Here is a 21058-nt window from a genome sequence, read left to right on the forward strand (position 1 = left end):
AGCGAACTATATGTTTGATCCTTCATGGCAAATGGTGAAGTTTTAACGCCATACATGTTTAGTATTCACATTCCTAAAAGAGAAATTGATTTTTCAGAAAAATATAGATATTATTATAAACATATAATAATTATACATATGGGAGAGGATTTTTCTAATGAAGTCGATTTATACAGGGAAAACGAAGGATGTTTATGCGCTTGAAAACGGAAATTATTTATTAAAATTTAAAGACGATGTAACTGGGGAAAATGGTGTCTTCGATCCAGGTGCCAATACAGTCGGCTTAACGCTTGAAGGTGCAGGTCGAGCAGGCCTCAGTTTAACGAAGCACTTTTTTGAAATTTTAAAAGAAAAAGAAATCCCTACACATTACATAGAAGCCAATATTGAAGAAGCGACGATGACGGTGAAGCCGGCAACCGTATTCGGCAGAGGGCTTGAAGTAATTTGCCGTTACAAGGCAGTTGGAAGTTTTCTCCGTCGTTATGGGATGTATGCAGAAGAAGGGCAACCATTAGATGCATTTGTAGAAGTCACTTTGAAAGATGATGAACGCCAAGATCCACCGATTAGTGAAGATGCACTCGATATGTTAGGTATATTAACAAAAGCGGAATATACCGTATTAAAAAACCTTACTGAACAAATCGGTAACGTTGTAAAAGATGAGTTAGCGAAAAAAGATATCGAATTATACGATATTAAATTTGAATTTGGTAGAGTCGGCGAAGATAAGCAAATCGCGTTAATCGATGAAATCTCTGGTGGAAACATGAGAGCTTATAAAAATGGTAACTATATCGAACCTCTGGAATTAGAGAAATTGATGTTGGAAGTTTGATTTATATATAGTGAGTTTAATGGACCGTTTAGATGTGAAAGATAATTTTTAGAGTATCCTTATGGTCGTGATAATCACTAAGGTGAAAAAGGTTGTTATCGGTGCTTGATCGTTAAGACTAGATGTCATCAAAACACCCCCAATCTTGATCGTCTCTATGGGATTAAGATTGGGGTTGTTTTTTTGATCAAAAGATTAATTTTAAACAATATTTTACTTTGATGCTATTGTTAATGTTTTATAATTACGGTATCAGTATTTTATTTATACAAAAAAGTATATGAAATGGAGGGTTTAAAATGGACAAATTCATGGAACGAGCAGTAGAACTAGCAGTAGAAAATGTTCGTGATGGTGGTCAACCTTTTGGTGCAGTACTTGTGAAGAATAACAACATTGTAGCTGAAGGCGTGAACGAACTGCACAAAACATATGATATAAGCGGGCATGCAGAATTACTTGCGATCCGGCGTGCTCAAGAGCAAGTACAAACGAATGATCTATCAGGTTATACAATGTATGCAAGTGGGGAGCCTTGTCCGATGTGTTTATCGGCCATGTACTTTGCTGGAATCGAAAAGATTTTTTACTGTGCATCAGTTGAGAATGCGGTTGAAGTTGGATTAGGGAAATCAAAAGTAATATATGAAGACTTACTAAAAACAAAAGCAGAACGCGCACTTTCGATGATACAAATGCGATTGAAAGAAGGGCAAGAAAATCCAATGAAGCTTTGGAAGGAGCAATCATGATGTTAGAGAAATATAGGTTTTGCTGAAATGAGCCAACGTTTTATAAAAGATAAAAGGTTGGCTCATTTTTTCAAAACAGGCTATTTCTATTTGGTTCGTTAATCAGGTTATTAAAAGTAGAACATTCTCCTAAATATACTATCTTCATCTTTTTTCTATATATACTTCTCCAAGAATTTCTTTAGTTTCATAATCAACTTCCGAAAGTTTTGTTTGTAAAAAAGAGTTTACTTCGCTTTGTTCCACATTATATAGAACTTCTATTTCTTTTGAGAACAAGAGTCCTTCTTTTTCAAGAGTTTTGGCTAATTCAGGAATGGGCTGTGCTTGAGGCTTATTCGCAAGTACTTGTTCTAGTCCATTTACATAGAATTCAAGTGGACGTGCACCGACGATTTTTACACCTTTATTCTCCTCGTTTACCATGATGATTGTTGGGAAACCACGTACGCCAAGACTTCTAGCAAGGGCAAAGTCTTGATCCAAAAGCTGCTGTCCATTAGGAAGTTCTGCTTCTTTCACGATAGATTCTCCGTCAAGGCCCATTTGATTGACAAGATTAATCAAAATTTGTTCCTCACCAATATTTTGATTAAAGGCAAAAACAGCTTCTCTTGCGCGACGTAAAAAAGTTTTAGCTAGGTGTTCATCTTTTTGTTGAATGATTTTAAATACTCGAGACGGTGGATAGGATGATTGAATCGGATTCGTAAGGAATAATGAACCGTCAATCGGCATACGAGAATGTTCACCAACTTCTCTCCAATGACCGGCTACATCTGCAGGACCGCCAATACCATTCGCTACGTCTGCGAAGCCATCCCAACTTTCCAGCAGTCCGCCCATTACAGTATGGAATTTAACATAATGTCCGTATTGCTCTTCAAATTTTCGCAGAACTGGCTCTAGTGCCCAGCAATGGGAGCAGATAGGGTCTGTCACATAATAAAGGTGAATCACTTCTTGGGATTGATTCAGATCAATGGTTTCCATTGCGTCTTCTCCTGGGTCACCGCATACTCCTGTTTCTAAATCACAAACCATATTATTTTTTTGCATATTATTTACCTCTTTTCTTTACTGATTTTTATACTGTTGAGCCCACTCTTGGATCGGCACGAGGGCAGCTGTCAAGGCACGACCTTTTTCTGTTAATTCATACGAAATGCTGACGGATGAGCCAGTTTTCACTTTTTTTTCAATTAATTGATACTCGATAAGCTCAGAAAGTTTTTGGGAAAGAGCTCTAGGCGTAATATCCGTAAGATCCCTTTTTATATCAGAAAAATGAGCTGTGCCATTTGGACAAAGGGATAGGTAATGGATAATTAGTCCATTCCATTTCTTTCCTAATATTTGCATTGAAAATTCTAAATAAGGACAAATGTTAATCAAAATCACCTTCTTTGTATATTAAGTATATCAAGTATAAAAAATATATCAAGTGGTTTTTGTTGAAATCAGGATAACGTTAATTGGGATAAAAAAAAGCCAACCATTCAACAAAATGAAAGTCAGCTTTACTTTGATATTACTATTTAATTCAGTTATCAATTTCATTTTTCTCCAGTTTATCTTTTACAAAATTGATCCAAGTTCTTGTTGCAAGGGAAATATAACTACCCTTTCGCCAAGCAATGCCAATTTGCCAATGTACTTGTTGATCAATGAGAGGCAGCACTTTTATCCCCTTATTCCTTACCGTTATCTCATTCACACTGCTTTGGGGGAGGATGGTGATCCCCATATTAAATGAAACCAATTCTAGTATGAACTTCCATTGGGACGTTTCACAAATAATATTTGGTTCAAATCCTAGTCTTCTGCATTCCGTCATAATTAAGTTGTGAACGGTAAATCCTTCACGAAAAATAATAAACTTTACATCCTGTAATTCTGACCATCTTACCTGGGCCTTGTTTGCGAACTCATGATCTTGATGGACGAGAAGACGAAGATCCCCATCCAGAAAAGAAAAATGATTAAATGTTTCATCAGTAGGTAAATCTACAACAACTACGTCAAGATCGCCATTAATTAAGGCCTTTTTTAAATTACTAGCACCATCCTCAACGAATTGTATAGTGATTTCAGGATATAGATTGTAGAATTCTGACATAATTTCAGTGAGAATTTCTGTTCCGACAGAGGAGAAAATCCCCATTTTAATGGTTCCTTTATGTCCGCTTTTAATATCATCTAACTCTTGGTAAAAGTGTTGTAATGAATGGGAAATTTGTTGCCCATATTGAAAGAGCAATCGTCCTGTATCAGTAAGTTCTAACTTTCTAGTTGTCCGAACCAATAATGTTATTCCCAATTCATTTTCTAAGTCTTTCACAACGTTACTAATAGTAGGTTGCGAAATATACAAGTGTTCTGCTGCTTTTGAAAAGCTTCCATATTTGACTACTTCGGAAAAGTATTGAATTTGTCTGATGTCCATTCATTTACCTCACTTATAAGTATTGCAAATATATAGTATAAAAAATATGTATTTATATAATAAATTAATATTGATTATACTATACTACAAAACCAATAGTAAAAATAATGCATGGGGGTTTAGTCTTTCAAAGAATCGATCCATTTTGCAAATATACAAAAAAGGAGAGAATAAATCATGGAGTTTAAGAAAGAAATGGTAGTCGGTATTTGGAGTTTAGTTTCATACGAAGTGACGGACAATGAAGGGAACAAAACATTTCCAATGGGGGAAGATTGCACAGGCTTTATTATGTATCATCCAGATGGGTATATGTCCGCGCAAATGATGAGTCCAGGACGTCCAGCATATGCATCAGGTGCATTACATACTGGAACACAAGAAGAAATGGTAGCCGCAGCTCAAGGCTATCTTGCTTACTGTGGTCCTTATGAAGTGGATGAAGAGAATCTTATTGTAATCCATCATATGTCAGTTAGTATGAATCCAACATGGTTGGGCGATACACAACCACGTTATGTCAAGTTAAATGGGGACCTTCTTGAGATTGCGAGCCCACCCATTATTGTGGATGGCAAAGAACAAAATACTAAATTAATATGGAAACGAGTTTAAGCAGTCTATTTAAACAATGGAGGATAAGAATCATGACAACACAAAAAGAACGTACAATACTCGTAACAGGAGCAGCACAAGGGATTGGTTATGCCATTGCAGAATCTTTCATAAATAATGGGGACTTTGTTGCGATCTTGGATTTGAATTTAGAAGCAGCAGAAAGTGCAGCAGCGAGGCTAGGGACTGCAAAGGGATATAAAGTAGACGTTGCAAACGAGGATAATGTAAAATCTGTCATCGATCAAATTATTTCTGAACGAGGGACTGTAAATGTATTAGTTAATAATGCAGGCCTGCAACATATTTCTCCAGTGGAAGATTTCCCTTTAGAGAAATGGAATCTTTTAATCGACGTTATTTTGACTGGGACATTCTTAATGACGAAACATGTACTTCCTACTATGAAAAAACAACAAAAAGGACGCATTATTAATATATCCTCTGCACATGGCAGAGTGCCCGATGCTTATAAATCCGCTTATTGCGCTGCTAAATATGGCCAAGTAGGATTTACTCAAGTAACGGCATTAGAAACTGCACAAGATGGCATCACTTGTAATACGATTATGCCTGGACCAGTACGGACAGAATTAATTGAAAAGCAATTACCAAAACTAGCCGAACAGGATGGAACAACCGTAGAAGTAGCGCTAAATCACCATATCTTAGGTAAACAATGGATGAAACGTTTACTTGAACCTTCAGAAATTGGTGCTACAGCTGTTTTCTTAGCATCAGACGGTGCAGCTGCAATCACGGGTGAAGGAATCGGGGTTACAGGCGGGATTTAATCGCTTGTACCTACTATTTTTACTCGATTTTGCCCGATTAGGTCTAAGTTTCATGCATTTTCAGCAAATCTAGATGGATCCTTCATATAGACATATGTGCAGAATGACAGATAAATTAGAGGATGTCCCATAAGGTTTTAGATCACGCAACTATACAGATTCAAGTAAGTAACACGATAATCTGTGTGCCGAATGCGAGGTTAGACCCTACTTGGACATCCTCTTTGTGTTATTGTAAAAGACCTGTCGAAAAATCTAATAATTTTCTTGGAGTGACTACAGGCCAATCCTCTAGGTCTTTTTTTAATGAATCGAAAGTAAGATATAAAGATGTATATAGAGAAGAAAGTAGGGTGAATATAATGGAGGAAGAAAAAAATCTTGATCTCGAGCGTAAGTTAGATGAAGTAATCAAAAGACTAGACCAAATGGAAAGACAAAATCAGAATCATCGAGGCAGTTTTGGGCACAATATCTGGGCACTTGTACCGATAGTCGCGATTGTTATGTGGGGATTACAGCGGATATTATGAATTCTAGGGAAACGTCCAGTTTTGCTTTATTCACTTAAAAATTCATAAGCCCATTCAAAAAAGGAGCTGGAAACTGCTTCTTTTTTTTGTCCTTTTGAAGGTTTTCAAATTTGTAATGTTACTTAGCTTTTGTTAACATATAATTAAGTAACATTAGGAGGAAGCTGATGGAGTATGTCGATCCGATAAAAGATATAGAGAATATTACTGCAATGAAAGAAATTTTGGAGAAGCAATCTAAGCGGGATTTATTGCTTTTTGTATTTGGGATTAATACAGGTATTAGAATTAGTGATTTACTTTCGCTTAAAATAGATGATATTTGGGATGGGGCAAAGATAAAAGAATTTCTCTGTCTTCGTGATGATAAGAATGATGAAGAGAAGGCGTATTATATAAATAATAGCGTGAAAAGTGTCTTAAACAATTACTTGGATGGTTTAGGCTTTACGGGCAGTGACTATCTTTTTAAGTCAAAAAAGAATGCACAGCCGATTACACGCCAGCAAGCTTATCGAATCATAAATCACGCAGCGAAAGAAGTAGGAATCACAGGGAAAATCGGTACACATACTCTTAGAAAAACCTTCGGATATCATGCTTATCGAAAAGGGATTGCGATTTCCATATTAATGTCGATTTATCATCACCATTCCCCAGCAGAAACCTTACGTTATTTAGGAATTGAAAAATCTGAGGAACAACTGATAAAGGTGGATGTTAATCTGTAATTGGTCAGGCGTCTTTAGTTCGATCAATCACTTAACGACAAAAAAACCTCCACTAGATTCATCATGCGGAGGATAGTATATCGTTATTGTATATCGTCATATGTTTCGAGTGTCATGTCAACATTTGTTAAATCATGAATGAAGTCATCCGTAACATGAACCTGTAGAGTTTCTTTATTTTTCATGAATTTGAAAATGCCATTATTAAAATCAGTGCCGTGTTCTTTGAAGAAGATTCCTTCAAATTCAACATCTTTTGTATGAATGAAGCTAACGCGGTAATGGTCGCCTTCTTTCACAAGGTATGCACGGACCCCTTTCTCAAATTGGCCCTCTTCGTCTTTAAGGGAACGAGCAACTGAGACGATATGAAGATCAATAAATGGAATTTCACGTAATAGCGAATTAATTACGGATCCCCTTGCAATTTGTTCCCAACGGCTTTGGGCTGTTTGACCGAGAATAATCTGTGTAATATGTTTATCCCTCGCTATTTCAGCAATTACTTTAGTAACAGGTCGTTTTTCATTATCCCTAATGATAAATTCCTCGGCATTGTGTTGTTCGGCTAATTGTTTCCATCTCTCAATATAAAATGATTTTTCCGCATCCAAATCATCAAAAGGCTTTGGGTCAATGGTTAAGATATAGAGTGGACAATCAAGCATATTTGCAATTTTACATCCGCGTTGAATGAGGCGCTCTCCGTTTGGTCCATAATAAACGCAGACGAGGATACTTTCATCCATACGCCCTTTCAATTTCTTCATTTTTATGTTCACCTCGAGTTGATGTGAATGTAACAGGATTTTACATTCCGTTAAACTATGTATGACTATAGCTTATGCTTCATCAACAGTCAATCAAATAGAGAAAGTTCCACGAATGCCTATTTTGGAGAGCGAAGCAGAGGATCAGACCCCGCAACAAATAAATACGGTATAAGATACGTGTATGAACGCTACATACTGATTTAGAGTGCGAGGTCAGATCCTTATGTGACACTATCTTCATTAAATTCACATTTTAATAAAAGGAGGGGGATTGATTGAATTGGTTACCCATTATGATATTGATTCCATTTATTTTTGCGATATTTGTTCCACTTATTTATAAACTTTTGACACCGCGAATTCATACGGGCTGGTTTGTACTTTTTGTGCCGCTTACGTTATTTATCTATCTGTTACGTTATATCCCTGCTATTGCTAAGGGGAAGACTATTCATAATACGGTACCTTGGATTCCGTCTGCAGGTATCAATTACACCACCTATTTGGATGGATTAGGGCTCATTTTCGGCCTTCTGATTACTGGGGTTGGTGCTCTCGTTATTCTATACTCCATTTATTACATGTCAAAACACCGCGAAGCACTCCATAACTTTTATGTTTATTTGCTTTTATTTATGGGTGCGATGCTTGGTCTTGTCTTTTCCGATAACATTCTAGTCTTATATGTATTTTGGGAATTAACAAGTATTTCCTCGTTTTTATTAATTGCGTACTGGTCACAACGAAAAAAATCCCGTCAAGGTGCTCTAAAATCAATGCTTATTACGATATTTGGTGGTCTTGCAATGCTCGCAGGGTTTATCATGCTGTCCATGATGACAAATACGTATAGCATTCGTGAAATGATAACCCAAGTAGATATCATGACTGCGAATTCTTTATTTCTTCCGGCTATGATTTTGATTCTAATAGGAGCTTTCACGAAATCTGCCCAATTTCCATTCAGTACTTGGTTACCTGATGCAATGGAAGCACCGACACCGATTAGTGCCTATTTGCATTCAGCTACGATGGTAAAGGCAGGTATTTATTTAGTTGCCCGATTTACACCTGTTTTTGGAGGAAGCTCGGAATGGTTTTGGATTGTTTCAGGAGTAGGAATGATCACATTACTATATGGCTCTGTAAATGCAGTAAAACAAACGGATTTAAAAGCATTATTGGCCTATTCGACGATTAGCCAATTAGGTTTGATCATGAGCTTACTTGGTTTAGGGTCCGCTGCGATGTATTTCGGACATGGTGATGAGTCAACCATGTACGCAGTGGCTGTTTTAGCCGCCATTTTCCACCTCATCAACCATTCTACCTTTAAAGGGAGTCTGTTTATGGTCGTAGGCATCATTGACCATGAAACAGGAACGCGCGATATTCGTAAATTAGGCGGTCTAATGCACCTCATGCCGATTTCCTTTACGCTTACGATTATCGGTAGCTTTTCCATGGCAGGTCTGCCTCCATTTAACGGTTTTTTAAGCAAAGAACTGTTCTTCACAGGCGTATTACAGGCCGCACATCTGAATGTGTTTAATATGGAGACTTTCGGAATGCTATTTCCTGTGATTGCATGGGTAGCCAGTGTTTTCACGTTTATTTATTGTATGATTCTCGTATTTAAAACATTTACAGGGAAGTATCAACCAAAGAGGCTGGAAAAGGAAGCACATGAAGCGCCAATCGGGATGTTGATTCCACCGATCATATTAGCTTCTCTTGTTATTGCCATCTTCTTTTTCCCAAATGTCGTTTCAAAGTATCTTCTTCAGCCTGCCGTCGTCGCAATCTTGCCGGACTTTGCTCAAAATGGTGGCGCTCATGTACAAATTAGTGCTTGGCATGGGTGGAATACAGAGTTATTCATGACAATTGGCGTTGTAGCATTAGGTGTATTCATGTTCATCTTTTTGAAAAAATGGATCAGAATCTATGGGATTTTCCCTCAAGCATTAACATTAGATCATCTCTATAATCAGGGAATTGAGAAAATCGAATCTATTTCATATCGGTTGACGAACCGCTATATGACGGGCTCTATCCGTGACTATTTAGTCTATATATTCACGTTTATGATTCTGATGTTGGGCGGGGCTATTTGGCTGTTGAATGGCATATCCTTTGATTCTTCAAATGATGCGCCGATTAATATGTATGAAGGTGGATTAGTAGCAGGGATGGTCATCGCTGCATGTACCGTACTTTTCTCAAAATCAAGGATGACTTCCTTAATTGCTGTTGGTGCCCTTGGTTATCTGGTTTCCATGCTCTTCGTTATTTTCCGTGCACCGGATTTAGCTCTTACTCAGTTGGTTGTTGAAACGGTGACAACTGCATTGTTCTTATTATGTTTTTATCATCTACCAGAACTCAGCAAGAATATCGGTCGAATGCGATTCAAAGCGACGAACCTTATTGTTTCTATTGGCGTCGGCATGGTTGTAACCATTATGGCGTTGTCTGCCAATGGAACCCGTCTCTTTGAACCAATCTCAAGCTATTTTGAGGACTCGTATGAGCTTGCTGGTGCTAAAAACATCGTAAACGCAATCCTGGTTGATTTCCGTGGATTTGACACAATGCTGGAAATTTCTGTTCTGTGTATTGCTGGTCTAGGGGTTTACACATTAATAAAACTTCGATTAACAGGGAGGGATAAGGAATGAAGAAGCCGAATGATGTCATCTTACATTCAGTTACAAAAGCGGCTGTCGTGATTATCCTGACATTCTCTATTGATCTTTTCTTCGCTGGTCATCATGACCCTGGTGGAGGATTTATAGGAGGCCTTGGTTTTGCTTCAGCCTTGACTCTGCTATTACTGGCTTTTGATATTGAATGGGTCCGTGAAAACATTCCAATCGATTTTAAGGTGGTGACAGCGAGTGGAGTATTAATTGCTGTACTCACTGGTTTAGGCAGTGTGGTTTTTGATGCCCCATTTTTAAGTCAAACTTTCGATTATTTCAATCTGCCTATTTTCGGGAAGACAGAACTTGCCACCGCTGTTATTTTTGATTTTGGAGTCGCGTTGGCTGTCATTGGAACAGCTGTCACGATTATTCTGAGTATTGCGGAGGATCGATAAGATGGAAACATTAATGTCTATCCTTGTTGGACTATTATTTTCAATAGGCACGTATTTAATTTTGTCGAAAACTTTGTTAAGGATCGTATTAGGAGCATCCATAATCAGTCATGGGGTCAATTTACTCATTCTTACGATGGGTGGACTAAAGAAAGGTGGTCTCCCGCTATTAGGAGGGAATAACCTTTCTTATACAGATGCCTTACCCCAGGCGTTAATTCTAACAGCAATCGTCATTAATTTTGCAGTGACTGCGCTTTTTTTAGTGCTATGTTATCGCACGTATCAAGTTGTAGGCACGGATGATTCGGAGCAATTGAGAGGTAATGAAGATGAATAATGTTGTACTACTACCAATTATTATACCGTTACTTACTGGGATGATTATGATTATCTTTCGGAAAAATATTCGGTTTCAACGGGCTTTTAGTATCTTTGCCATTTTAGCAACTGGAGCTGTATCTGTTTTTCTGATGGCGCAAATTAGAGCGAAGGGGATCCAAACCCTTCAGTTAGGTGGATGGCAGGCGCCTTTTGGGATTAGCATGGTGGCAGATATGTTTTCCGCCTTGCTTCTTCTCACAACAAGTGTCGTTTCGTTCTGTTGTTTACTATTTGCTTTCCGTTCCATTGGGAAAGAGCGTGAAGCGTCTTATTTTTACCCGATGGTTTTATTCCTCATTACAGGGGTTAATGGCTCCTTTTTGACTGGAGATTTATTTAACTTATACGTTTGTTTTGAAGTTATGTTGATCTCGTCTTATGTGCTTATTACCTTAGGGGGGACAAAAAAACAGTTACGGGAGTCCATTAAATATGTTCTGACAAATATCGTTTCGTCCTTCCTGTTTCTGGTGGCGATTGCGTATTTGTATGCGATGACAGGGACCTTGAATTTAGCTCATCTGTCTGTGCGTATTGCCGAAGCAGGACAGGATGGACTCATGACAACCGTTGCGATTTTGTTTTTAATTGTATTTAGTATGAAAGCTGCCCTATTCCTATTCTTTTGGCTGCCAGGCTCTTATAGTGCCCCGCCAACTGCCATCGCTGCGCTTTTTGCAGGATTATTAACAAAAGTAGGGATATACGCCTTATTCCGTATGTTCACGCTTGTATTTTATCATGAGCCACAAATCACTCATTTAATTATTGGCGTTTTAGGTGCATTGACGATGCTATTAGGGGCCATCGGAGCAATTGCTTATTGGGATATTAAAAAGATCCTTACGTATAACGTCATGGTAGGGGTAGGCTTCATTATGGCAGGTTTGGCATCCTTTACACCGGTGGCTATGACTGGCTCCATTTACTATCTGATTCATGACATGATTATTAAAGCCCTCATCTTCCTAATTGGAGGAACGATGATTCATCTTACTGGAACGAGTAAGCTCAAAGAAATCAGCGGACTCATCGGCACACATCCATATTTAGGCTGGCTGTTCTTTATCGCCGCACTATCACTTTCAGGGATTCCACCATTGAGTGGTTTTCTTGGCAAAGTTTACATTACTCAAGGGACGTTTGAAACAGGGTACTATTGGCTTGGTGCAATTGGTCTCATTACGAGCTTAATGGTTTTGTTTTCTATTATGAAAATCTTTATGAACGGCTTTTGGGGTGAAACGTACTTAAGTGAAGAGATGGAAAAAGGGACAACTAAGGGATTGATGTTCCCTATAGGCCTTCTAACGGTTGCAACCATTGTTCTAGGAGTAGGGGCAGAGGGTATTATCGAATATGTGAATCTTGCGACTGAAAGTTTAATGAATCCGAAACTTTATATCGAAGCTGTATTTCGGGGAAATGTGACTCCTTAGGATAAGGTGTTATTGCTTAGGAAATTATTCGAAATAATGTAGGCAAGCTACAAGCTAATTCGTCTGTCCGTATTTAGCGCCTAGCTTGTGAAAAAGATGATTGCGTAAAGTTAGTAAAAACACGCCTGCAGAGTTTGATCGAGGCACTTGTAATGTATCTTTTGAAATGATTGAAAGGGGTGAATGAATATGCCTTTCCAAGTATTAATCAATCTATTTATTGCTCTTTTATGGATGTTTCTCCAAGATGAATGGAGCGTGTTAACTTTTTTTAGCGGCTATTTAGTTGGGATGCTTGTTCTGTTTCTGATGCGTCGCTTTTTTCCTCAATCCTTTTATTTGAGTACTTTTCTTTCTATTTTGAAATTATTTCTCGTCTTCATTCGAGAATTGATCACGTCAAGTGTGCTTGTGATTCGACAAGTGATACGGCCGAGGATCAATATTACTCCGGGAATTTTCTCCTTGAAAACGGATTTAGAAGGGGATTTGGAAGTTACACTACTCGCCTTACTTCTGACTTTGACCCCAGGTTCTGTTGTGGTTGAAATTTCTTCGGACTCGAAGGTATTTTACATTCATGCGATGGACATTCCAGAATCGAGCGATGCCGTTATTAAGTCGAGTAAAGTATTTGAGAAGGCCATTAAGGATGTGACTCGTAAATGTTCAAATTAATCTTGATGATTTCTTTATTTTTCTTGACCCTTTCTATGATGGTTGCTCTTTACCGGGTAATAAAGGGGCCTTCCATGCCTGACCGAGTTCAGGCGTTAGATACAATAAGCATTAGCTTAATTGGAGGAGTAGCCATTTGTTCTGTTTTGTTTCATACTCATGCTTTATTAGAAATCATCTTAATACTCGGTATTCTTTCGTTTGTCGGAACCATTGCTTTTGCAAGATTTATCGAAAGAGGTGTTGTCATTGAACGCAAACGTATCAAGTGAAGTAATTGCTGCTGTCCTTATTTTGGTCGGCACGATCTTCAGCTTTCTTAGTGCAGTCGGCTTAATCCGATTACCTGACGTGTATACCCGTTCACATGCAGCATCCAAAAGTTCAACTTTAGGTGTCCTTTGTACGCTTCTCGGGGCATTACTTTATTTCTGGATAACCGATGGATATTTTAGTATCCGCTTGATTTTGGGCATTTTCTTTGTGTTCCTAACTGCTCCGGTTGCGGCTCATCTTATTTGCCGAGCTGCTTACCGCTCAAATGTAGAGTTGGCTAAAGAAAGTGTTCAAGATGACCTGAAAGAAGTTTTGAAGAGAGACTGACTGCTTTTTGGATTGAGACAGAGAGACGTTCATTTAAAGGCTATACCTGATTAATTGGAATAATTTTTGTTATATGTGGCTTATTGTGAAATGTAGATGTTATCTTCCATTTTATTGAATCTGGTTTCCCAATGATAAATAAGTCGTTTTTAATACTAGTTAGTGGCGTTTTAACACAAAGTTGTTTTGTTATTTTTCTTCCTTGAATATTTAAAGGGAAACGAAATTGAATAAGGAAAGTTTATGTTTTAGGAGGTATATGTATGGTGGAAATAAAATATGAAATCAAAGAAAGCATTGGCTCCATCTCGCAATCCCCTAAAGGGTGGAACAAAGAACTCAATCTGATCAGCTGGAATGGAAAAGAACCAAAATTTGATCTACGAGATTGGGCACCTGAACATGAAAAGATGGGGAAGGGGCTCACTTTAACACTGGATGAGGTAAAGGCGTTGAGAAATTTGTTGAATGGTTTGGAGTTGTAGGTTTCAATCATATTATTTGCTACTTGGAAATGATGTAACAGGTATCTTTTTTTATGAACAGAAGGAGTGTTATGCTCCTTCTGTTTTTGAATGATGTTTTAAAGTATATCCTTATTTTTCTATATGAGTTAATTAATTTAATTTTTTTATATGTATTCACCGTGAAATTTTGTCATAAGACGGAAAGACAAATATTTGACAACTAAGGTGCATTCCACCTTAAGTATCTCTGTTAGAACAATTTTTGAAAGCGTAACCAAAAAAGGTTCAGGAGGAGAATCATAGTAAAAATACAAAAAAGGCCGTTCAATTCTATGTTGATTTACTACATGATGCAGGGCAGCCAGGTGCTACGAGTACAGGTTTCATGGAAGTTTTAATTCTTATGTCCACTGGTAAAGCAGCAATGTGGTACGATGCATCTGTTGCAGCAGGATTTTTGAATAACCGAGATAATTCTCAAGTAGTTGGCAAAATTGTCTATAATTTGCTCCAAAGCAAGCTAAAGATAATAATGGTTGGTTATATGCTTGGTTGTTAGCTATTGAATCAGCAAGTAAAAATAAAGATGAGGCATTTGAAGTTATTAAGTGGGCAACAAGCAAAGAGTATATTGAAAAGTCGGCGAAACAGGAGGCACCATCAGGAACACGTATTTCCACCTATGGAAACCCGAAATATAAAGAAGAGATGACTTTTCATTCTGGTTTATTTCTACCCTAGTCACTGGGGTTATTATCCCCTTATATTTAATCCTTAAAAATTTACATTTATTAGATTCCTTAACAGGTTTAATTATTCTTTACGCTGGTATGAATGTACCTTTGACAATATGGATGATGCGATCATTTTTTGATGATACTTCGTACGAAATTATAGAGGCAACCCAATTGGATGGTGCAACTGGATTACAATGATTCTTACTGTAGTTCTTTCATTAGTAAGACCGAGCTTGACTTCGACAGCACTTCTATCTATGGCATTTGCTTGGAATGAATTTTTCTTTACTGTTGTTAGCATGAGTTACACAGATGCAGCAACGCTTCCAGTCTATATGTCATCTTTCATGACCCAATAGGAGGTTTGTTCTGAGCAAAGATGGCAGCAGAAGCAACCGAATCCGTACTGCCTGTACTAATATTAGGATGGTTCACACAGAAACAATTAGCTAGGGGCTTAACAATGGGTGCAGTCAAAGGATAATATGTTCAAAAAAAACAAAATTCTACGTGATCTTGCCGATTTGGTATGATTATAAACCTTTCTTCAAGGATTGAATAATTTTTCTTCATTATGATTCGACTTTAGAACAGGAGTTAATAATAAACTTTTCATTAAGAAGGTATCTCGTTATGGGACACCTTCTTTTGTCTGCACTTTTCTCCGATATTCAGTTCATTTTATCCTCATATTTGTTACCTTTTAGCTAATAATAACAATAAATCGTTGATATAACAGAAAATGAGGGTGTGAGTTTGTATGGATTTTTTCCAAAGCCAGGAATCACTTACCGGAATTCAGTGGATCTTGAGGGCCATTGTTTCTTTCTTCTTTTTACTCTTTGTTGCAAAGTTCATGGGGCAACGATCCCTTTCTCAGTTACGATTACTTGATTATATTATCGCCTTAATAATTGGCAATATTATTGCTCACCCCTTATCAGATCCAGAGTTAGGTTTGAAAGGGTCGATGATTACAATGACTGTATTGGTTTTGTTATATTTGGCTGGGGTTTTCTTAAGTCTTAAATGGGGAACGTTTCGAAAATTCGTTGAGGCGCCACCATTCCCCCTTATTGAAAATGGAGAAATTATATCTCAAGGCTTAAATAGGGCGAGGATAAATATCGATATATTGTTAACTGAATTGCGGAAGGAGAAAATTGAAGATCCTAAAAAAGTATCATTGGCATTATGGGAACCGAATGGTACGATTTCTTTTTTTATGAACCCACAATATCAAGCCGTAACTCCATCTGATTTACATATAGAAACAAAGGCCTTTCACTATCCAACAACGATCATAAAAGAAGGAAAGATTGATCATAATGAATTAAATCGAATCGGCAAAGATGAATTATGGCTGATTAATACAATTAGGAATACATACAATCTAGACGTAAAAGAAATATTACTAGCCACAATCGACCAAAACGATCACATAAAGTTTTTTTTACACATCTCTTAATTATGTCAAATAGAGTGAATTCTTGAAGGTGAAGAGAGGGTGTCCCAAACGATTGGGGCACCCTCTTCGAATGTACTCATTTAAAAATGGATTTTCTGGATTTGTGTCATTATACTTTAAGCATATTATCCTTTTTATTACTGCCTAATCTTTTAATATTGGAAATGATTCAACTGATTACTTGATTTTTTTCACAAACTTTCAGCGCGTTCTGTAAGGAAATAATCTCCTTTTGAATTTTGGAAAATCCGCTAATATCAGGAACATCCTTTACTACATAAGGGCGATGATGTTCTGCAGTTTGTGACAGAGTTTCTAAAATATACAGAAATCGGGACAGTTTTTCGTCAGAAAGAACAGGCCGGTTCAAGTCTTTCAGGGAGGATTCTAGTAAGTATCCCAACTGTTCGATCGAGAATATCACGGGCCAGAAAAACGCTAAACTTTTTTTATTGCTTGGATGCTCACCTAAAGCTGTCGTATAAACCGTTCTTAAATTGGTTAGATTGGTATGCATTTTAATATGTACTCGGCTTTTTTCAAAATTAAAGTCTTTTCTTTGTTCAGAAAACAGCATGAGTAATAACTGTGCCTGGCTTCGGATCGTTTTTGCTATTAAATGAGGGAGAAGACCAGAAGCAGATGTCCGACCAACCATTAATACTCCTAGTAGACCAATCAGACAGCCAATTATAATATCGATAATACGTGTTGTAGCGAAAAATGGCATGTTATGCATCTGCGATGTACTTTCTGCCATCACTAAAGCATTTGGTGTGATAAACATAGTAGCAAGGGCATAATTACGTACAATAAATAGTTCGGTTAAGAATGTTAAAAGCAGGATGATGATGCTAATCAAAAATCCTTCTGGTTGAATGGAAAGAATTAGACTAGCTATTACAACGCCAGCAATGGTCCCTACTGACCTTTGAATCGCACGGATGAAGGTACTCATAATGGTCGAACCTAATAGAACGGAAGCGCAGGAAAGTGGAATCCAATAGGATCGATTAAATTCAAATGCGTAGGCAATCAGGGCAGCAATCGTAAGAATAATTCCGTACTTTAGCGCGGATAGAAAGACAATTGAATTTTTATCAAAAGCACCTAAAAAAATGGCTTTAATGGACTGTTTTGTAATTTGTATTTCTCGATCAATCTTAGACATTGGTTCATTCAAGATGGCATCTGCATTATAAATGCTTGTGAATAAATGGTCCACGGCTTCATCATCCTGATCTGGTTGAAAAATTCTATCAGGGGTGCTGTTCTTATAAGGTTCAATAGAGCTTGTTAGAGCTCTAACGGATTCTCCTAATTCTGACGGGAGTTTTTTATTTTTTTCTACTGAACGGTCAAGAACTTCTAAATAAATAGTACTTGCATGTTCATTTAATAGGTACAACCGCTTATAGATATCGGAGCTTTGCCAAGAAACATACCCTGAAATAAGTGTATGGTTTGCTTCTTTCATCGCTACAACTGTTTTTTCTCTAGCATCATTAAATGTTTTCGTACCTACGGAATCGAGGAAAGTTGCCAACTCTCGATATACTCGTTTTACAGCCGATGCTTCAGGTCCATGTGGGTTGAAAAACCAGCCGAACATAGCAATCAACCACGATAAAGCCCCTCCAAGAAAAATAAGACCAGCTCGAAGCGGAGCAAGCGATGGATCTATCGGCATTCCTGTCGTCATGGCAAAACCTAAAACTAAAAAGACTGCGGCTGGTCCTGGAATTCTTAAGGTTCCAAAAATAAACGTTGCGACAGCTCCAATACCACCTATTATTAGTGCTGACAGAATCGGGGAAGGGGCGGCAAGTGTTCCTAATCCAACGGCGAAAGTAAGGCTCAAAAGTACAGAAAAAAGCTTTTTCGCTCTTTGCGCATAGGGCTCATTAAAAACGTAAAGGTATGTGAAGCCTCCGATCCCAGCCAACAAGCCGTATTGAAAATTCCCCAGTATCAAGCCAATCAAACTAGGTAAGGCTGCACATAGTCCAGCGCAAAATGCATTTGTCCATGGAAGTGGATTTCTTTTTAACTCAAATGCTTGTTTGATCGTCATAACGAGCGAATTTGATTTAGGCGAGGGATTTATTTTTTCATATTTGGACATGATGAAGTCTCCTTATCTTCATTGGAAGTTATGTTTAATCTTCCCTTGTTTGTACACTTCCTATGTGTCTAGAAATAAATCTTTCTGACTTAAAAGTAAGGAAAGCTATAACGAATATGGAAGGGGATAAAGTAGTGTAGGTTTATTTTTTTGCCAATTAAGATCCAGGTAATTAGCCATCATTTAAGTGGAAAGCAGAAAGGGCGGAGAAAAGATGAATGGGCTTTAGCAAATGGTCCTAAATAAAAGGTCTGATGTATAGAGATAATAAATTCGTTTAATTTTCTACTTAAGAAGTTAGAGCCTTCCTACTAAACTACACTCCGAATCTTAGACACGGTCTAATGCGGACCAAGGCGGGGCATTTTTTTATTCAAGGAGAAATGTTAAATTGGATCCTGAACAAATTCCTTCGGAAAAAAATCTATACTTTTCTGAGATAATGTGCTATTTTTTGCGTATTAGAAAGGGAAGTTTTTTTATGATTCTTCCTCATGATTTTGGATGACGTAAATGGATGTGCGGAAAAGGGGGAAGAAAAATGAACTTCTTACATTAGAAGTTCGTCCTAACTGTAAATGTATTTCACATGGAAATCGTAATAGAAAAGGATATTGTTGGAGATTGGGCATTACGGAGGATATAAAGGTTGGTATTCCTATTTGTCAATTAAGGTGTTAGTGTGTAAGAAGAGCATTTCCAGCCTTCCAGATTTCTTACTTCCAAGATCTGAGTAGTTACCAGAAAATGAATATTTAAGAGAAACTTAAGTGAACTTCAAGAAGCACTCTTTATTTTTGGAATTTTTGATAGTATGGGGTTAGGTTAATTACTTTTATTTATCAGGTGATGGGCGTGAGGAATATCTTTAAACAACGGATAGTAAAATTTATATTCTTTTCTTTCGGCAGTATTCGTACGAAGATGGTGCTGTTTTTTCTAATTGTTGCTCTATTTCCATTGCTTTTATTTGGATTTCTATCATATGGGAAGTCTTCTGAGATTGTGAATAAACAATATAATGAGTATGAGCAATTTGCTGTTTCTCAGCTTGATAAACAAATCGAAAATACATTTGAGCAAATGTATGTCGTTTCGAAGGATATCAATCAGTATTTATCGGACCCAACTCTGGTTATATTAAAGGAGGAAATCCCTCGTAGTTATACTGAATTTATTGAAATCAAAAACTTTGAAAGATATTTAGAGGCACATAAGACGTATAACACTAAAGGAATCTATTTAATTACCAATACAGGCTACTATTATGGGAATAATCGCCTAGATATACATAAGCTCCTTCAAAAATCTTTTTGGAAAGAAATTAATAGCCTTAAAGAAGGAGATCTGTGGATAGGATTTTATAATTCTGATCATTATTACACGGGTGAAAAAAACGAAAAAATAATGGGGCTTGTTGTGCCTATTGAAAGTCAATTTGGAGTATTAAAGGGGAGTAAACTATTAATAGAAACAAATGCTGAGGAGCTGTTCTCTTATATTGGGTTTCTTGAAAATAAGCTACATTCTTCTATCACTCTGAAAAATGGTAAGCATCAGGTAGTCTATAAAACGAAAAACGCACCAAAGGAATTGAAAACAGATATAGTCTGGAATAATCAATTTGATGCCTATGGATGGGATGTCCATGTTCGCATTCCCAAAGAATATTATTATCAATCATCCAATGTTATTTATCGATATACCATTTTGGCTATTTTATTTTCAATTATTCTTGTTTATGTTCTGGCTGTCGTATTTTCCGTTCCACTTACAAAGAGGATTAAAAGTCTAACATCCTCGATGAAGCGGGTCAGTGAAGGAAACTTAGATACACAGATAACAGTTACCTCTCATGATGAAGTAGGGGTTTTAGCCCAAAGCTTTAATGATATGGTCAATCAAATTAAGGAGTTAATCGAGCAAATTAGCACGACTGAACGTTTAAAAAGGCAGGCAGAATTAAGAGCTTTCCATTATCAAATAAATCCGCATTTATTATTTAATACTTTAAACTCTATTCAATGGAAGGCAAGGCTGCTAGGAGCAAAGGAAGTTCAAGAGATGATTTATCATTTGACTGAGGTGCTTCATGAAAATTTAAATTTTTCCGACGAGTTAATTCCAATAAAACAGGAGCTCCAGACAATCAAGCATTATTTAAAGGTCCAAGAAATACGTTATGGACAAACATTTGAATATATCGAGGATGTCCATTTGGAATGCCTTGACTATTTAATCCCAAGGATGACACTTCAGCCGTTATTTGAAAATACCTTTTTCCATGCATTTGAAGATGGTCGGGGGACAATTGAACTTGTGGTTATGGCTAAACCTGAACATCTCGAAATTATCTTAACCGATAATGGAAAAGGAATGAATCAGGAGATTATTGAAAAGCTTCTTATCCCAAAACATCAAAATGATAAAGGGAGAGGAATCGGTGTTTATAATGTTGATCAACGCGTGAGGCTTCACTTTGGAATGGAGTATGGCCTGTCAATCGAATCAGTCATTGGTGTAAAAACAATTTTTACTATAAAACTGCCGAAAAGGAGATAACGTC

The 21058-nt window shown here is 37.3% G+C and carries 24 protein-coding genes; 19 read left to right on the forward strand and 5 right to left on the reverse strand.

The annotated features are described in order from the left end of the window. Positions 1–157: 157 nt before the first annotated feature. Positions 158–844: a phosphoribosylaminoimidazolesuccinocarboxamide synthase gene (locus AC625_RS03935; RefSeq protein WP_049680092.1), complete on the forward strand. Its 687-nt coding sequence runs from the start codon at positions 158–160 to the stop codon at positions 842–844. A 299-nt stretch (positions 845–1143) separates the two neighbouring features. Then, the gene (locus tag AC625_RS03940; RefSeq protein ID WP_049680093.1) at positions 1144–1596 is read left to right on the forward strand and encodes a nucleoside deaminase; all 453 of its coding nucleotides are present in this window, start codon (positions 1144–1146) and stop codon (positions 1594–1596) included. A 144-nt stretch (positions 1597–1740) separates the two neighbouring features. On the opposite strand, the gene AC625_RS03945 is transcribed toward AC625_RS03940, so the two are convergent. The 3 genes from AC625_RS03945 to AC625_RS03955 all read right to left on the reverse strand — a co-directional run bounded on the left by AC625_RS03945 (position 1741) and on the right by AC625_RS03955 (position 4042). Further along, positions 1741–2655 carry a DsbA family protein gene (locus tag AC625_RS03945; RefSeq protein ID WP_049680094.1) on the reverse strand — a complete coding sequence of 305 codons (915 nt, stop codon included), beginning with the start codon at positions 2653–2655 and terminating at the stop codon, positions 1741–1743. An 18-nt stretch (positions 2656–2673) separates the two neighbouring features. Further along, complete coding sequence (locus AC625_RS03950; protein WP_049683583.1) at positions 2674–2988, reverse strand: winged helix-turn-helix transcriptional regulator; 315 nt, start codon at positions 2986–2988, stop codon at positions 2674–2676. 151 nt (positions 2989–3139) lie between these two features. Then, positions 3140–4042: a LysR family transcriptional regulator gene (locus AC625_RS03955; protein WP_049680095.1), complete on the reverse strand. Its 903-nt coding sequence runs from the start codon at positions 4040–4042 to the stop codon at positions 3140–3142. Positions 4043–4219: 177 nt separating this feature from the next. On the opposite strand from AC625_RS03955, the gene AC625_RS03960 reads away from it, so the two are divergent. The 4 genes from AC625_RS03960 (at position 4220) to AC625_RS03975 (ending at position 6715) form a co-directional block, all read left to right on the forward strand. Next, a complete protein-coding gene (locus AC625_RS03960; RefSeq protein ID WP_049680096.1) occupies positions 4220–4657 on the forward strand; it encodes a lipocalin-like domain-containing protein in 438 nt (145 codons plus the stop codon). A gap of 32 nt (positions 4658–4689) precedes the next feature. Further along, positions 4690–5451, forward strand: a complete 762-nt coding sequence (locus AC625_RS03965; protein ID WP_156187408.1) for a 3-hydroxybutyrate dehydrogenase — start codon at positions 4690–4692, stop codon at positions 5449–5451. Positions 5452–5813: 362 nt separating this feature from the next. Then, positions 5814–5984, forward strand: a complete 171-nt coding sequence (locus AC625_RS26390) for a hypothetical protein (protein WP_156187409.1) — start codon at positions 5814–5816, stop codon at positions 5982–5984. Between the two features lie 167 nt (positions 5985–6151). After that, a complete protein-coding gene (locus tag AC625_RS03975) occupies positions 6152–6715 on the forward strand; it encodes a tyrosine-type recombinase/integrase (RefSeq protein ID WP_049680098.1) in 564 nt (187 codons plus the stop codon). A gap of 83 nt (positions 6716–6798) precedes the next feature. Here the strand turns inward: AC625_RS03975 and AC625_RS03980 are convergent, their stop codons facing one another. Next, complete coding sequence (locus AC625_RS03980; RefSeq protein ID WP_049680099.1) at positions 6799–7485, reverse strand: universal stress protein; 687 nt, start codon at positions 7483–7485, stop codon at positions 6799–6801. A 278-nt stretch (positions 7486–7763) separates the two neighbouring features. Between AC625_RS03980 and AC625_RS03985 the strand changes: the two genes are divergently transcribed. The 12 genes from AC625_RS03985 (at position 7764) to AC625_RS04030 (ending at position 16367) form a co-directional block, all read left to right on the forward strand. Then, positions 7764–10169, forward strand: a complete 2406-nt coding sequence (locus AC625_RS03985) for a Na+/H+ antiporter subunit A (protein WP_049680100.1) — start codon at positions 7764–7766, stop codon at positions 10167–10169. Further along, a complete protein-coding gene (locus tag AC625_RS03990; RefSeq protein WP_049680101.1) occupies positions 10166–10591 on the forward strand; it encodes a Na(+)/H(+) antiporter subunit B in 426 nt (141 codons plus the stop codon). Before AC625_RS03985 ends, AC625_RS03990 begins: the two co-directional genes overlap by 4 nt. A 1-nt stretch (position 10592) precedes the next feature. Then, the gene (locus AC625_RS03995) at positions 10593–10931 is read left to right on the forward strand and encodes a Na(+)/H(+) antiporter subunit C (RefSeq protein ID WP_049680102.1); all 339 of its coding nucleotides are present in this window, start codon (positions 10593–10595) and stop codon (positions 10929–10931) included. Next, positions 10924–12414: a Na+/H+ antiporter subunit D gene (locus AC625_RS04000; protein WP_049680103.1), complete on the forward strand. Its 1491-nt coding sequence runs from the start codon at positions 10924–10926 to the stop codon at positions 12412–12414. Before AC625_RS03995 ends, AC625_RS04000 begins: the two co-directional genes overlap by 8 nt. Positions 12415–12603: 189 nt before the next feature. Beyond that, positions 12604–13092, forward strand: coding sequence for a Na+/H+ antiporter subunit E (locus AC625_RS04005; protein WP_049680104.1), 489 nt, complete (start codon positions 12604–12606; stop codon positions 13090–13092). Then, a complete protein-coding gene (locus tag AC625_RS04010) occupies positions 13080–13364 on the forward strand; it encodes a Na(+)/H(+) antiporter subunit F1 (RefSeq protein WP_049680105.1) in 285 nt (94 codons plus the stop codon). Before AC625_RS04005 ends, AC625_RS04010 begins: the two co-directional genes overlap by 13 nt. Beyond that, positions 13342–13695 carry a Na+/H+ antiporter subunit G gene (locus tag AC625_RS04015; protein WP_049680106.1) on the forward strand — a complete coding sequence of 118 codons (354 nt, stop codon included), beginning with the start codon at positions 13342–13344 and terminating at the stop codon, positions 13693–13695. Before AC625_RS04010 ends, AC625_RS04015 begins: the two co-directional genes overlap by 23 nt. A gap of 263 nt (positions 13696–13958) precedes the next feature. Then, positions 13959–14180, forward strand: a complete 222-nt coding sequence (locus AC625_RS04020; RefSeq protein WP_049680107.1) for a YdbC family protein — start codon at positions 13959–13961, stop codon at positions 14178–14180. A 385-nt stretch (positions 14181–14565) separates the two neighbouring features. Beyond that, complete coding sequence (locus AC625_RS26395; protein WP_156187410.1) at positions 14566–14721, forward strand: hypothetical protein; 156 nt, start codon at positions 14566–14568, stop codon at positions 14719–14721. Beyond that, positions 14715–14903 (forward strand): hypothetical protein, encoded by a 189-nt coding sequence (locus tag AC625_RS04025; protein WP_049680108.1) that lies wholly within the window; start codon positions 14715–14717, stop codon positions 14901–14903. The genes AC625_RS26395 and AC625_RS04025 overlap by 7 nt, the downstream gene beginning before the upstream one ends. A gap of 190 nt (positions 14904–15093) precedes the next feature. Continuing rightward, the gene (locus AC625_RS26400; RefSeq protein ID WP_156187411.1) at positions 15094–15258 is read left to right on the forward strand and encodes a hypothetical protein; all 165 of its coding nucleotides are present in this window, start codon (positions 15094–15096) and stop codon (positions 15256–15258) included. A 401-nt stretch (positions 15259–15659) separates the two neighbouring features. Beyond that, positions 15660–16367, forward strand: a complete 708-nt coding sequence (locus AC625_RS04030) for a DUF421 domain-containing protein (RefSeq protein ID WP_049680109.1) — start codon at positions 15660–15662, stop codon at positions 16365–16367. A 169-nt stretch (positions 16368–16536) separates the two neighbouring features. Here the strand turns inward: AC625_RS04030 and AC625_RS04035 are convergent, their stop codons facing one another. Beyond that, positions 16537–18492, reverse strand: a complete 1956-nt coding sequence (locus AC625_RS04035; RefSeq protein ID WP_049680110.1) for an FUSC family protein — start codon at positions 18490–18492, stop codon at positions 16537–16539. A gap of 855 nt (positions 18493–19347) precedes the next feature. On the opposite strand from AC625_RS04035, the gene AC625_RS04040 reads away from it, so the two are divergent. Next, positions 19348–21054 carry a sensor histidine kinase gene (locus AC625_RS04040; RefSeq protein WP_245644932.1) on the forward strand — a complete coding sequence of 569 codons (1707 nt, stop codon included), beginning with the start codon at positions 19348–19350 and terminating at the stop codon, positions 21052–21054. Positions 21055–21058: the final 4 nt, after the last annotated feature.

The sequence above is a fragment of the Peribacillus loiseleuriae genome (assembly GCF_001183985.1).
Classification (GTDB): Bacteria; Bacillota; Bacilli; order Bacillales; family DSM-1321; genus Peribacillus; species Peribacillus loiseleuriae.

Bases quoted from the DNA above. Each gene is read 5' to 3' on its own strand.
- AC625_RS03990 (WP_049680101.1), top strand. From the start codon at position 10,166: ATGAAGAAGCCGAATGATGTCATCTTACATTCAGTTACAAAAGCGGCT.
- AC625_RS03980 (WP_049680099.1), bottom strand. From the start codon at position 7,485: ATGAAGAAATTGAAAGGGCGTATGGATGAAAGTATCCTCGTCTGCGTT.
- AC625_RS04005 (WP_049680104.1), top strand. From the start codon at position 12,604: ATGCCTTTCCAAGTATTAATCAATCTATTTATTGCTCTTTTATGGATG.
- AC625_RS03955 (WP_049680095.1), bottom strand. From the start codon at position 4,042: ATGGACATCAGACAAATTCAATACTTTTCCGAAGTAGTCAAATATGGA.
- AC625_RS03960 (WP_049680096.1), top strand. From the start codon at position 4,220: ATGGAGTTTAAGAAAGAAATGGTAGTCGGTATTTGGAGTTTAGTTTCA.
- AC625_RS26400 (WP_156187411.1), top strand. From the start codon at position 15,094: ATGATTCTTACTGTAGTTCTTTCATTAGTAAGACCGAGCTTGACTTCG.
- AC625_RS04010 (WP_049680105.1), top strand. From the start codon at position 13,080: ATGTTCAAATTAATCTTGATGATTTCTTTATTTTTCTTGACCCTTTCT.
- AC625_RS03965 (WP_156187408.1), top strand. From the start codon at position 4,690: ATGACAACACAAAAAGAACGTACAATACTCGTAACAGGAGCAGCACAA.
- AC625_RS04020 (WP_049680107.1), top strand. From the start codon at position 13,959: ATGGTGGAAATAAAATATGAAATCAAAGAAAGCATTGGCTCCATCTCG.
- AC625_RS26395 (WP_156187410.1), top strand. From the start codon at position 14,566: ATGTCCACTGGTAAAGCAGCAATGTGGTACGATGCATCTGTTGCAGCA.
- AC625_RS26390 (WP_156187409.1), top strand. From the start codon at position 5,814: ATGGAGGAAGAAAAAAATCTTGATCTCGAGCGTAAGTTAGATGAAGTA.
- AC625_RS03940 (WP_049680093.1), top strand. From the start codon at position 1,144: ATGGACAAATTCATGGAACGAGCAGTAGAACTAGCAGTAGAAAATGTT.
- AC625_RS04030 (WP_049680109.1), top strand. From the start codon at position 15,660: ATGGATTTTTTCCAAAGCCAGGAATCACTTACCGGAATTCAGTGGATC.
- AC625_RS04000 (WP_049680103.1), top strand. From the start codon at position 10,924: ATGAATAATGTTGTACTACTACCAATTATTATACCGTTACTTACTGGG.
- AC625_RS03975 (WP_049680098.1), top strand. From the start codon at position 6,152: ATGGAGTATGTCGATCCGATAAAAGATATAGAGAATATTACTGCAATG.
- AC625_RS03995 (WP_049680102.1), top strand. From the start codon at position 10,593: ATGGAAACATTAATGTCTATCCTTGTTGGACTATTATTTTCAATAGGC.
- AC625_RS04035 (WP_049680110.1), bottom strand. From the start codon at position 18,492: ATGTCCAAATATGAAAAAATAAATCCCTCGCCTAAATCAAATTCGCTC.
- AC625_RS03935 (WP_049680092.1), top strand. From the start codon at position 158: ATGAAGTCGATTTATACAGGGAAAACGAAGGATGTTTATGCGCTTGAA.
- AC625_RS03945 (WP_049680094.1), bottom strand. From the start codon at position 2,655: ATGCAAAAAAATAATATGGTTTGTGATTTAGAAACAGGAGTATGCGGT.